We start from the raw sequence: 14,621 nt of genomic DNA, 5'->3' as shown, positions 1-14,621 counted from the left end.
ATTTGGTGTCGCCTTTTCTGTTTTAAGGCCTCAAGTTTACCGTTCTCGATCAGGGGGTATAGGTTACCGCAAAGTCGGCAAGCACCGGCGCGAAATACGGATTTCCGGTTTGCAGTGTCACTTCCACCTCCAGCCATTGTGAAGCCGGCGTGGTGATGCCGGAACGTGAAGTGAGGTAATAATCGGACCATGTGGCGCTGACCAGGCCCGCTTCAGTATCTGCCCCCCTTGTTCTGTACTTGATCGACGTATCAGGGAGAAGCGTACTGTCATTCCAGTACACGCCGCCCCAGGTGGCTCTGAAGCCGGCATCCACCTTGAACCCGGTGACCGTTCCGAGGGGCAGGTACGGGGAACTGTATGCAAACGGAAGCTGGATGCCGGTGATCAATATGTTTGGTACGGGAGTACTGTTTGTACCGAAAGAACCACCGACGATCGCACCCCACTGGTTACTTCCCCAGGCAGACAGAGCTCCATCAGCATTTAAGGATTGGAAAATCGTCTTTCCTGCACTCACCGCAATTACACCCGAATTTGCCCCCAGGCCTGATACCGGCACAGGGGTTGTCCTTCGGGTTGTCGTAGTGTCCCCCAGTTGCCCCGAACTATTATCCCCCCAGGCCCACACAGAGCCATCGTCTTTTAATAGCAAAGAACTGTTCTTTGCCGCAGCTACAGCGCTCGCTCCGGAGCCAGGCGCCATTACCTGGACAGGAGAAATAGTGCTATTACCTGAACCATCACCAAGCTGGCCGTAATAGTTGTATCCCCACGCCCACACAGAGCCGTCAACCTTTACTGCCAGGCTATGGTAATCCCCACCGGCAAGGGCAATAACACCTGACCCCGGGCCCATGGTTGAAACCGGCACGGGAGAAGATGGAGTTGAGTAGGAGCCATCACCCAACGCACCGTAGCCGTTGTAGCCCCAGGCCCACACAGAGCCATCGGCCTTTACTGCAAAGGAATGGAGTTCGCCGGCGACTATGGCAACCCCCCCCGTCAGTCCTGACACTCTTACGGGCACGGATCTTTGGGTGCTTGTACCATCTCCGAGCTGATTTAACCAATTATCTCCCCAAGCCCAGACAGTGCCATCTGATTTCAAGGCCAGAAAGTGATATCTCCCTGCCGCTATTGCAATAACACCCGAACCGGCACCCAACCCCGTTACTGCCACTGGAGTTGGCTTGTCCACTTTGGTGCCATCTCCAAGTTGGCCGGAATTATTATGTCCCCAGGCAAGTACAGACCCATCAGACTTTAGTGCCAATGAACTGTCATATGTCGCCGCTACCGCTATCACACCAGCCCCGGTACCCAGACCCGAAACCTGCACTGGTGTCGTTTTATATAAGCCATTACCGCTTGTCCCATCCCCCAGTTGCCCATAGTTGTTATATCCCCAGGCCCAGACAGACCCGTCCGGTTTCACCGCCAGTGCATGATCATATCCGGCGGCAACGGTCGGGTTTCTCCATTTATTTGAAGACAGAGACAGCGTAATGCCGGCATCGTCTGTCTGGTTGGTACCTGATACAAAGACCTCGCTCCTGGTGGTTGGCGTACCTGTTGTCGAGGCATTGTTTTCAAAATCCCCCTTGGTCGTCCAGGTGGCCCTGGAGACCGGAACGTTCGATGTTGTGAACGAGCGTGCAGGTGCGGTGTAGGGGGTTTCATTGAGCGCCATGTCCCTGGCCTTGACACGCCAGTAATAGGTTGTTCCGGTTTCGAGAAGAGGCGTGTAACTCGTGCCTGTCTGCCAGTCGCTGCTCTCTAGCCCTGTGGTGAATCCGATATCTTTGGCTATCTGGAAGAGATACTGCACCGACCCGCTGACGGAGTCCGTGGCAACGGTCGAATTGAGCACTGTAGTGACCGCCAGATCGGCTGCCCCATTCGCCGGAGACGCAAATGTCAGTCCAGTTGGAGGGGTGACGTCATAATGATAGGGGCCATAGATTTTTTGCCAGTTAAAGTCAGATGTCACATCATCCTTGTTGTAAGACCAGACATACAGATACCAGCTTCCTTCGGAGACGGGTGTTATGGTCAGTTGACCGCTCCCCCATGTCGACTGGTTGCCATAATTGGATGTGAAAGCTTCCTGGCTCCAAAGGTAGCGGTAATACTCCACTCTGCCCGTGCCAAAGCCAAGAGTGTTGGTAAAGGTTATGGGTGCATTCCCCCATGTGTTTGCTGGCTTGTCAGAGGTAACGTCCGGAGGGAGAGCCAGGGTGTATCTGCTGAGAGACTGGCTTGGACCACTCTCTCCATTGGCGTTATAGGCGTGCACATGCCGTGTGTACTGTGTATTGGCTGCAAGCCCATATTCATCGAAGTAGGAAGACGTGGTTGCGGGATCGACTTTTACCACGTGGTCCGGATCATGCAATCTGAACCCGGTTTCATTGTCGGAATTGTCGACAAAGAACCACCGCATCGAACTGTAATAGGTGGATGAAGCACTCGCCAGTGTGGGTGCGGCCACGACGGTATCAAACGCGGTAAAGGTCCAGGCCGGCGAAACAAGTTTATGTCCGACATGATCCTTTACGGTGAAACTCCAGGTTATGACCTCGCCGCTGCCGTAGGGAGCATCCGGTTTTACTGTTACAACATAGCTTGCATCAGAACCTGTCTTGGTGACGATGGCTGTATCGGCAGCTGTATAGCTCTTCGCATACCCCATGCTGCCACTGATCTGAACAGTTATCGTAGCCCAGTCGATACCGGATACCGCATCGGAAATGGTGAAGACCAGAGGATTGGTGATCGCGCCGGTCCCTCCGTCTGCAGGAATTGGAGCAGACACCGTCGGCGCGGTACTGTCATAATATTTAAAATCACTCCAGAGAGTATAATTGCCACTGACGTTGTCTGCGTTGTACGACTTGAGATACAGATACCAAAGGCCATCGGCCGTGGCTGTAGTGGTCAGGGTGCCGCTGTCCCAGATAGTTTCGTTGTCAGTGAACGTGTAAGAGGGGTTCTGCGTCCAGACGTAACGATAATGGTCCACACCGCCTGGCCCGAAGCCGACAGCATTGGTAAAGGTGAAATCCGGCGTACTACTGTGCAAGTAAATGTCGGATGTCACATACGGGAATTGCGGCCAGGTATAGATGCTGACATCCCCACTGGGTAAACTGTCCCCCAGGGCGTTATAGGCGTGGAGATGGCGTGTGTACCTGGTGTTTGGGGCCAATCCGCTTTCATCCACGTAGGTGCTCTTAGCGTTTGTGTTGCTCGCTTTGAGGGTATTGCCGCTGTCATGCAAATGGTATCCGTCGTAGTCATTCGCCGTATCAGTATAGCTCCACCGCACAGAGGTCGAAGAAAGTGGGACAGGTTGCCCAAGCACCGGAGGAACAGGTGGAGCGGGCGGGTTGACAGCCCATGGGGTGAGTTCGTTCCATTGCTGGTCACTGCTGTTGCTTTCGTGACAGGCTACCCCGTACCCCTGGAACCCCGGTTTGTCCCCCCCCCAGCTGCCTGGGAAGTGGCCGGAACCTGAACCTCCGAATGCCAACGAACCCGCACGACTCACACACCAGCGCGTGTCGCCGGCGCTGAATTCCGCTGCGGCACCGCTACACGCGACGTTATAACCTGCCCAGCCATTGTCCGCCAGAACTGGTGTAGGATTGTTGCCGGTCTGACCCTTGTGCTTCCTGTCCAGGCAGTTGGTCACCATCAGGCGCGGCAGGGACGCACTGTTATGGGGAGAATGGCACTTGGAGCAGGAATAGTTGTGCTGTACCGTCCCGTTGGCCGTCTTCCACCCTTTGACCGATTCATGGATACGATTTTTGCTCTTCCAGTCATGGGTGACGCCATCGGTCAGGTTCTCCTTCGAATGACAACCGAGACACAGCCCTTCGGACTGGTTTTCCGTCTGACTGATGCCGGTTACCGCATCCTTGATGCTTGCACCGAAGGTGTTCTGGTCGATGTTGTACGGCACCCCTTCGCGGCCAATATCCTTACGGTTGGTGAAGTTGGTATTGTTCGCCGGTGCCGTATCCTCCTTATAGGGGGAGGTGAGCCAGGTTCCCTTCAACAGGGGCACCGCATACTGCTGGTTGGCACCCAGGGTCGGGCTCACTCCGTGGGGGTCATGGCAGGGGGTGCAGAGCCCGTCGATGGACCCCATGGGGGTGCTGGACAGGGGGGCCGAGGCGCCGAAGTGGCCACCCATCACGGGGTTCTTTTTCTTGAAGGGATAGCGCTGTTCGGCACCGGAGGTGCTGTAATCCTTGTACCTCGGCGCATCCCAGTAGCCAAGGATGGCCTGGGTGGCACCGTAGGTGGAGCCGTATCCCCAGGGGGTGCTGGTTGCCGTCTGATTGAGGTGGCAGTCCAGGCAGATGCTGGCCCCGGGGTTGCGCACGTTCTTGTCCGCTGCGCTTCCCCCCGCCTGGGGCTTGTAGCTGGTGGCGTACCCACCCACTCCGGTGACCGTCTCTTTCAGCAGCCCCCCCCGCTTCTTACCCGTGGCGCTGGAGTAGCGGCTGGTGATCCCCGCCACGCTGGAACCGTGGGAGTTGTGGCAGTCGTAGCACTGGACACCGGTGGTCCCACCGGTGTTCGTTATGGCACCGTCGACGCCGGTGGTGGTGTTCCAGCCCCGCTGGTTGCCCGCCGCGTTGCCGTGGGCCGACAGGGACTTGGTGATCCGCTTCTGGGCTGCGTTGGCGACGGACGAGTATTTGCCCCAGGTGGTTGTGCCGGTCTGGGCATAGCGGGCGGCGACGCTGGTGCCGTCCCAGGCGTACTGTTTGGGGGTCTTGCCGTCACCGAAGGGAGTTGCGCTGTTGTTCTGGTCGCTGTGGCATCCCAGGCAGTGGCTGGTCACTTTCTCGATTTGTCCCCGCGACCCGTCGGCGGTGTACTGGACGGCGGTGGCCCCGGCGGTGAAGGTAGTCGGACGGGCGGCGGCGCCGTAGACGACGAGATCAACCGGAGAGCCGGGAGCGGCCGCCCCGCCGTGATAGGCAGGGTTGATGGTACCGTCGCTGTTGGCCTCCCAGTGGCACTGGTAGCATTTGGCATCGGTAAGCTCTCCCTGGACATGGTGGGAGCTGCCGCCGAACTGGCTGGTGACAGCCGCCCGGTTACCCTGGGCTATGGAGTGGCAGCCAAGGCAGGCACCCTTCTCCCAAACGGCCGCCGTTCCACCATGGCAGGCAATGTTGGCGCAGGTGCGGGTAGAGGTAGTATAGCTGGCGCTGGCGCCGGCGAGGATGCCGGTCGGGTCACGGAACACGTCCTGGAAGGTGCCGGTGTTGTGGCTATTCCCCTTGTGGCACTCGTTGCAACTGTACTGGTAATTGCTGCCACCTCCCGCATGGCGCCGGTGGGGGGAGGTGGTCTCGTCTACCCCGGCATACCCTGCTGCCGCTGCCGGCGGCGGATAGCCGTGGCAGCTGGAACAGCTGGCGGAGAAGGAGCCGATCGTGCTCTGGTGGCCATGGCAGGTGGCACAGACGTTGGCATCGGTGCTCGTATGCTCGATGGGATAGCCCGCTCCCTGCGGCACGGCGTGGCACCCCTGGCAGACTCCCGTACCCCGGTAATCGACGTAGTTTCGCGCGCTGCCGGTGTACTGGAAGAACACCCGCTTGTTGCGTACCGCTCCGGCACTGCTGGAGAAGTTCATGTACCGCCGGATCAGGAAGACGTTGGGTAGCTTCTCCTGCTCGGTCACCGCGTTGGCGTCGTACGCCACGTGCCCGCTATGGCAGTCGCCGCACTGGACATCCTGACCCTTGTTGTTGTGGGACGCTTTACCCCCGTGGCAGTCGCTGCAGATATTGGGCGCCGCGGCACTGGCTCCCCGCAGGTCGGTCCGCAGCAGTTTCCCCGTGGAGGGGCTGAGGTTACCCTGCCGCGCACTGGTGGCGCTGTCGTAGGTGGCACTGTTGGAGTCGGCGAAGTGGACCCGGTGGCAGGTGGAGCAGAGAACTTGCCCGCTGATCAGTTTCAGGGCGGAGGTGGGGTTGCCGGGGTTGCTGTTGACCGGTACGGCCTGGAAAGCAGCCGGCCGCGCCTTGGCCGCACCGGAGTAGCTGACGGTGACCGGGTGGCTGCCACTTAAGTGGCTGGTGCTGTTACGCAGACGATGGCAGTCGAGGCACATCTCGTCATTGTCATTAAGCGCACGCAGAAACGGCGCGGAGTTGAAGGCGGAGGAGCGGGGATTCTTGACGTTATGGCAGCGGACGCAGCTGATGCTCCCCGCCATGTTCGGCTTGGTCATTTGCGGGTTGAGGGGAGGAAGCGCTCCCGCCGGCGGGACGTTGTCCGAGCCGCTCCAGTTGTGGGAGCTCTGGTAGAGGATGCCTGGCCGCGCCGAGGTGGCGTTGCCGAACGGGTTGGAGGCGTCGCCCGGCACGAAGGATTTGTTCCCCGCCTTGCCGTCGGCAGGGTTGTGGCAGGTGAGGCAGAGATTGGTGTACCCCTGGGTCCCCAGGGTGCTGTGGCTCTGATGGCAGCCGCTGCAGGTGTAACCGTTGGCCGTGTTATGGGGAAAGTCGACCGCAAAGACTGCTGTCGACATCAGGACTAAGGCGGTGAGTAGCGCTACGATATAGCCCACGGTTTTCTTCATAACAGGCTCCAGGTGGTGGTGGAATTTGACGTACTTGCAATACCTATGACTGAAGGCAGAACTGGAAACACCCTTTGTTCTTGCACAGGGAATATTTTCCGTTAACAACAGCCGACTGAACCACTACGACGAAAGGGCATACGGCGGTACTAGACTGACAACGAGGCGCCTGACATGGAATTGTCAGGCGCCTCGTTGTTGTTGCTGAAACCAGCTGTCAGGGGAGATAGGACACCGCAACATCGTTGACAATCGGTGTAACAGCAGTGTCAGTCGATTGCAGGGTAAGTTCAACCTCCAGCCACTGGGATGCGGGGCTCGTGATGGTCGTTGTCATGGGGGTATAAGGATAATAAATGGCAGACCAGCTGGCAGTCCCCAACCCCGCTTCTGTGTTTGCCCCCCTGGTCCTAAGCTTCACCGTCGTATTGGTAGGAGTAGTGCCGTTCCAGGAAATTGTCGACCAGTTTACGACTGCTCCGGCATTCAGCTTGAGATTGGTAACTGTACCGGGCGAATAGTAAACGAGCGGTGTTTTAACGCCGGTTATGAGGGACTGGACAGGGATAATCCGGTCGGTAGTGCTGTTGTCCCCCAGCCGCCCATTGCTGTTGTATCCCCAGGCCCAGACCGAACCGTCGTTTTTCAGAGCCAGGGAATGAAGGCTCCCTGCCGCCACCTTTATAACGCCAGAATTGCTCCCCAAGTTGGTGACCTGGACTGGTGTAATCCGCTGGGTGTTGCTATTGTCCCCCAACTGCCCAAGTGTGTTCTGCCCCCAGGCCCAGACCGAACCGTCAGATTTTAAGGCCAACGAGAAATTGCCCCCTGCAGCCACAGCTATCACGCCAGCACCGGGGCCAAGGCCATAAACCTGAACTGGGACAAGCCGCTGAGTGGTACTGTTGTCCCCCAATTGACCATTGGCATTGGAACCCCAGGCCCAGACCGAGCCGTCATCTTTCAGGGCCAACGTATGATAGCTCCCCGCAGCCACAGCTATTACGCCGGCACCGGCACCCAGCCCGCTAACCTGGGTCGGTGCGAGACGATTGGTGGTACTGTTGTCCCCTACTTGCCCATTGGAATTGAACCCCCAGGCCCAAGCCGAACCGTCAGTTTTGACGGCAACGGAGTGAAGTTCGCCGGCCACAATCCCGGCAACGCCCGAAGCGAGGGTCGGAATGGCAACTGGTGTGGCCCTTGTCCCCGTATCGTTGGTGCCGAGCTGACCGTGACCGCCGTACCCCCAAGCCCAGACCGAGCCGTTGGATTTCAGTGCAAGGGAATGGAGAGATCCGGCTGCCACCTTGACGGTGCCTGACCCCACAATCAGACCCGATACCATGACCGGTGATGTGCGTGTAGTTGTATAACCGTCGCCGAGTTGATAATTGGTGTTTTGCCCCCAGGCCCAGACACTGCCGTCCGACAATACCGCCAGGGAATGGTACGAGCCAGCGGCAATGCCGACGACTCCCGTTCCCGCTACAAGAGTACGTGCAGCCACCGGGGCATTCCTGTCAATAGTGGTATTATCACCGACTTCACCATAGTAATTGTATCCCCAACCCCAGACCGAACCATCCCCTTTCAGGGCCAGGGAGTGCTGACCGCCACCTGCCAATGTGGTATTGGATACTCCGAACAGGTTCGACAGGCTGGCATCGTCAGACTGGCTGGCCCCAGAAACCATTACCAGTTTTCTGCTGGTGGCCGGAATTGCCATCACCGGCACAGAACCGGCTGCGGTCACGGCATTGTTCTCGAAGTCCCCTTTGCTGGTCCAGGTAATCTTTGTCCCCGTGGTGGTAAAGCTCCATGCCGGAGCAGTGAACGGGGTCGTATTAGAGAGGTAGTCCCGTGTTCTGACACGCCAGTAATAGGTAGTGCCGGCAGACAGGGGGGGGGAATACGTGTTCGACGCGGTCCAGTAGCTGGTCTGCAATCCTTCCGTGAAAGTGCTGTTGGTGGCAATCTGGAAGTAGTACTGCACACCGCCCGACTCGTTGTCGACAGCGGCCTTGACACTCAGAGTGGTAGTGGTCGACAGGCCGGTGGCGCCATTTGCAGGGGTCAGGATGTCAAGACCGGCGGGAGGGGTACTGTCGATGTAATAGGGGCCCAGATCCTGGGTGCCACTGGAAACATCGCCACCGTTATAGGCTTTGACATGGAGGTACCAGCTGCCATTGGCGAGTGACGTGCTGGGAAGAAAACTGCTAGACCAGGTGGGTTCGGTTTCGTTGAAGATGTATGTCGCATTCTGGTTCCAGACGTAGCGGTAATACTGCACCCCGCCGCTACCGAAGCCGGCGCTGTTGGTGCAGGATGTGTTCAACGTATTGGTCCATGTCGCCGGTGTCATGGCGGGGGTCGTGACATTGGGGGGTACCGCCAGCGTGTAGGCGCTCATGTCGGCGCTGGCGGCGCTGTCCCCGGCTACATTGTTGTAGGCATGCAGATGGCGCGTATAGAGGGTATTGGCCGACAACCCGGTCTCGTCAAGCCAGGCGAGGTTCGGGGTTGCCGCGCTCGCTTTGAGCGTCTGCGCCGCATCGTGCAGACGGAAGCCGTCTTCGCTATCGGACGTATCGGTGAAGTTCCAGCGTATGGAGGTTGTACTGAGTGCCTGGGGAGTACCGGCAGTCGGTGCCGTTGGTGGATAGGTAGTGCCGAATGACCAGGTCGGGGTATAAGAGGTCTCATTCTGGGCGGCATCGCGTGCCTTGACCCGCCAGAAATAAGTATTACTCAGGGCAAGCGTCGGGGAGTAGCTGGTCGCGGCTTGCCAGCCGCTGGTCTGGACACCCGTGGTAAAGCCGCTGTCCTTCGCAATCTGGAAGTAGTACTGTACCGAACCGCTGTCGCTGTCTACCGCGGCAGTGGCATCCAGAGTGCTTCCTACCGGGACATTTCTGGCCCCATCGGCCGGGGACGCGTTGCCAAGGCCGACCGGCGCCTGGTTGTCAGTATAATGGGTCGCATAGGTGATGGTGCAGTCGTCGAGGGTCGGCGTAAAGACACGGTCGCTCGTCGCAAGATTCATCTCCAGTTCCAGCCACCGGGAAGCCGGAATACTGATAGCGGACCCGGTTGTCGTGTAGTAGCCGGACCAGCTTGCGCCGGCCAGGTTTGCTTCGTTGTCAGCCCCCCTCGCCCTAAACGTCACTGCGGTATTGGTTGGCACCGTAGCGTTCCAGGCGACCGTCCCCCAGTTCATGGTGCTTCCGGCATCGAATTTGAGGCCGGATACGATCCCCTGGGACTTGTAGAGCCCTTTGAGTAAATTCTGCGTCGGTGCAAGGACAGGCGACACATAACCGTTCCCCAATTGACTGGCGCTGTTGTCTCCCCACGCCAGCACTGTGCCATCAGACTTGAGGGCGAGAGAATGAATCTGTCCTGCTGCAACCCTGATTACGCCACTGCCAGGTCCCGACACCTGTACCGGTACAGCCTTGTTAACAGATGTTCCGTCACCCAGCTGTCCGTAATTGTTACGGCCAAAGGCCCAGACTGAGCCGTCAGATTTCAGCGCAATGGTATGCTCGCTGCCGGCGGCAATGGCAATCACCCCTGTACCGAGGGCGGTGGCTGCAATCGGAGAATACTTGTAAGTATAGGTGGTGTTGTCGCCAAGCTGGCCGTAATAGTCGAAGCCCCAGGCAAGGACCGACCCATCCCCCTTTATGGCAAATGACGTAGAGGCTCCTGCTGCTATGCTGACCACACCCGAACCTGCCGCTAGTGCCATGACCGGTGTTGCGCTGCTGTTGCTGGTGCCGTCTCCCAACTGGCCGGAGTTGTTGGCCCCCCAGGCCCATATCGAGCCGTCGCTCTTCAATGCCAGAGTATGATTACTTCCGGAAGCTATGGCGATAACCCCTGAGTCAAGTCCAACGACCTGGACCGGCGTATTTCTGTTGGTTCCATTGCCGCTTGTCCCGTCTCCTACCTGACCGCTCCAGTTATCTCCCCACCCCCAGACCGAACCGTCGGCCTTCAGGGCCTGTGCAAAACCTGATCCGGCAGTAATGGCAATTACCCCGGAAGTCATGCTTGGCAAAGAAACAGGGGTTGTCGAGTAGTTGTTGTTGCCAGTGCCCAATTGGCCGGAGTAATTGTTCCCCCACGACCATAGAGAGCCGTCCTGCTTAAGGGCTAGTGAGAAGTTGTGACCACCGGCCAGCATGCTGATACCGCTGCCAAGACCGGAGACCTGTACCGGGGTACCTCTCGTTACCGAAGTGTTATCACCCAGCTGGCTGGCGTCGTTACGCCCCCAGGCGATTGCTGCGTCGTTCTTTACTACCAGGGAGTGATAGGTCCCTGCTGCCAGCGAAGTGGCACCTGAGCCTATGCCGAGGCCAGACACCTGGACCGGTGCGGACCTGTTCGGATTCCCTATGCCGAGTTGGCCGGCATCATTCAGCCCCCAGGCCAGCAGATAGCGATTATCCTTGATGGCGAGCGATTGGCTCATCCCTCCTGCCACCTTGGCTACACCTGAACCTGCTGCCAGAATCTCTGTGGGAGTGGTTACAGAGTACTGGGTCGCGTTGTTGCCCACCTGACCATTGGAGTTGGCTCCCCAAGCATAGACAGCCCCGTTGGCCTTTACGGCCAGGGAGTGACTATAGCCGGCTGCCACGGCAACTACACCCGATCCTGCCCCCAGAGTTGTGACAGGATTTGGTACAGTGGTGTTTGCAGTTGCCACCTGCCCATAGGTATTGTATCCCCAGGCCCAGACAGAACCGTCGTTCTTTACCGCCAGGGAGTGCAGATCGCCGGCTGCCAATGCAACCACCCCAGAAATCCCTGTAAGTGTCACAGGAGAGTTTCTCTGTATGGTCGTGCCATCCCCGAGCTTATAGCCCCAGTTATCTCCCCAGGCAAGCACAGTACCATCCACCTTGAGGGCCAGGGAGTGGTATGACCCTGCTGCAACCGCGATTACACCTGAGCCTGGAGGCAATATCTGCAGCGGGGTTGAGCTTGGCGTAGTCGTACCGTCCCCTAGTTGGCCGCGGGAGTTGTCGCCAAAAGCCCAGACCGAACCGTCGGATTTGACCGCCAGGGAATGGTATTTCCCGGCAGCTGCTCCGATCACGCCGGTTTCCAGCCCTGCTACCTTGGCAGGAGGATTCACGTAATTCGCACCGCCGCCCCCTGCCCGGCCATATGAGTTATAGCCGAATCCCCAGAGCGAGCCGTCATCCTTTACTGCCAAGGAATATTGATCGCCTGCTGCCACTGCTACTACCCCGCTGGCAAGCTCTGGTATGGCTACAGGTTCGTAATAGCTGCTGTAGAGCCCTACTCCGACCTGTCCGTAATAGTTATTCCCCCAACCCCAGACCGAGCCGTCTGACTTCAGGGCCAGGGAGTGGCCATTGCCAGCGGCAATGGCGGATATGCTTATAAAATCCAGCGTAACGGCTGCGTTGTCGGTAGGGATGGTGCCTGACACCACCACCTTGTTCCTGGTGGTGGCAGTTCCCGTAGTTGCGAGGTTGGCTTCAAAATCCCCCTTGTTGGTCCAGACCGCCGAATTGGCGGTGGTTGTGAATGACCAGGGTACGGTGTATGCCGTCTCATTGCCCGCTCCGTCCCGCGCCTTTACTCGCCAGAAATAGGTCTTGTCGGCCGTGAGCGTGAAAAGACCGGTGGTTGTGCTCTGCCAGCCGCTGGTCTGCACACTCTGGGTAAAATCGCTGTCAAGGGCTACCTGGAACTGGTACTGCACCGAACCGACACCGCTGTCGGTGGCAGTGCCCGCATAGACCGCCGTCTGGATCGGCAGGTTACTGGCGCCATTCAGAGGGGAGACCATGCCAAGCCCGGTCGGAGCGGTGGCATCATAGTAATAGGGGCCGTAATCCTTGGTCCCGTTGGCCACGTTGTCGCCGTTGTACGACTTCACATGGAGGTACCAGCCCCCATCGGCCGTGGCGGTTCTGGCCAGGGTACCGCTACTCCATTGTGGCTCGGTGTCGGTGAAGGTGTATTTGCTGTTCTGGTCCCAGGCATAGCGGTAGTACTGCACCCCGCCGGCACCGAAACCTGCCGCATTGGTGAAGGTTATGTTGGCCGTGCCGTACCAGGTCGCGACGGTCTTGTCAGCCGTGACGTTCGGAGAAAGCGGCAGGGTGTACCTGCTAGTATCCACGCTTGCAGGGCCATCACCCAGCACGTTATAGGCATGGAGATGGCGCGTGTACTGGGTATTGGCCGTCAACCCCGTTTCATCGAAGTAGGTGAGATTCGGGGTTGCCGCACTGGCTTTGACGGTCTGGGCTGCGTCATGCAGTTTGAAACCGGTTTCATTGTCCGCGGCATCGGTAAAATTCCATCGGATGGAAGTGGTGGAAAGGGCCGCCGGTATTCCTGGAACAGGGGCCGCGGGTGGACCGGACAGAATCATGAAGTTCTTGGGCACCGGAGTCCAGTTGGACGGCAGGTCCTCGGCCAGGGTATGGTTGGCATCCCGTGCCCTCGTCCGGTAGTACCACTGTTCATTGGTTATGTTGGGAGCAAGGGTCGTCGTCCAGTTGGTGGTAGAGACCCAGGGTGATGTCTGCAGATTGCCGCTGGTAAAACTGCTCGAGGTGTCAATCTGCACCTGATACTCGATCGGTCCGCCGTCGGGATCGGTCGACGCGGACCAGCTCACTGTTTGCGGGCAGTTCGTCGCACAGGTCACCGGCGACGATTTGGAAGTGGTGTTCGGGATGGATGGCGGAACGGATATGTACGGGACAGTCGTATCGGCAGAGGCAATCTGCTGACCGTCGCTGGCAACCGTCTTCACCCTATAGTGGTAGGTGGAATGGTTTGTCAGGCCCGGAAGCGCCACGCTATGGCTCAGGACGGAGGCTGAACCGGTCGCTGTTGAGCCGTACGATCCGGTCAGTCCATAATCGACTATCGAACTTCCCGGAATGGTGGTCGCCCAGGTAATGGTTGCCTGGAAGCTGCTGACCGCCGCAGTCGGGCCGGCGGTTATGGCGATCGCCGGATAGATTTTCCAGGGGGTCACCTCGTTCCAGGCCTGGTCGGTTCCCACGCCGGTCTGCCCTTCGTGGCAGGCAACGGTATAGTTGCCCACCCCCGGCACGTCGCTGCGCCAGCTCCCCGGGATATGACCACCACCTGATCCGGTGGGATTCCCGTTATTATACCCCTTGGATGTGCACCAGCCGGCGCCGCCGTTGAAAGTCGCGTATCCTTCCCTGCGGAAGGAATAGGGGATTTCCGAACACACGGGGGAGCAGCACATGTACCCGCCGTTCCCGGAATCAGCTATTTTGGCATTGCTCCATGCACTACGCCCCTTGTGCTGGCCGTCCAGGCAGTTGGTCACCATGAGCCGGGGGAGGACTGAACTGTCATGGGGGGAGTGGCACTTGGAACAGGAATAGGAATGTTTGACCGTGGCCGAGGAGGTCTTCCAATCCTTCACCGTCTCGTGGATCCGGTTCTTGCTCTTCCAGGGATTGGGAGTGGTCGGACTTGCCGCCGCCGTCAGGCTCTCCTTCGGGTGACATCCGAGGCACAATCCTTCCGCCTGGCTTTCCGTTTCCCCGATACCGGCAACCCCATCCCTGATGTTCGCACCGAAGGTATTCTGGTCGATGTTGTACTTCAGCCCCTCACCCAGGTCGGGTCGGGCGGTAAAACGGGTATTGTTCGCCGGTGCCGTATCCTCCTTGTAGGGGGAGGTGAGCCAGGTTCCCTTCAACAGGGGCACCGCATACTGCTGGTTGGCTCCCAGGGTCGGGCTCACTCCGTGGGGGTCATGGCAGGGGGTGCACAGCCCGTCGATGGACCCCATGGGGGTGCTGGACAGGGGTGACGAGGCGCCGAAGTGGCCACCCATCACGGGGTTCTTTTTCTTGAAGGGATAGCGCTGTTCGGCACCGGAGGTGCTGTAATCCTTGTACCTCGGCGCATCCCAGTAGCCAAGGATGGCCTGGGTGGCACCGTAGGTGGAGCCGTA

2 protein-coding genes are annotated in these 14,621 nt (G+C 58.7%); both read right to left on the bottom strand.

The genetic code is table 11. From position 1 onward, the window contains the following. Positions 1-49 precede the first annotated feature (49 nt). Positions 50-6,616, bottom strand: a complete 6,567-nt coding sequence (locus LDN04_RS10035) for a hypothetical protein (RefSeq protein ID WP_223909606.1) — start codon at positions 6,614-6,616, stop codon at positions 50-52. 217 nt (positions 6,617-6,833) lie between these two features. Next, the coding region (locus LDN04_RS10030) for a hypothetical protein (protein ID WP_374045148.1) at positions 6,834-14,621 on the bottom strand (7,788 nt) is incomplete at its 5' end.

This window comes from Geobacter sp. AOG1, from assembly GCF_019972315.1.
Lineage (GTDB): Bacteria > Desulfobacterota > Desulfuromonadia > Geobacterales > Geobacteraceae > Geomobilimonas.
Note: the sequence above shows the minus strand (reverse complement) of the source record. Positions and strands in the feature narration are given on the sequence as shown.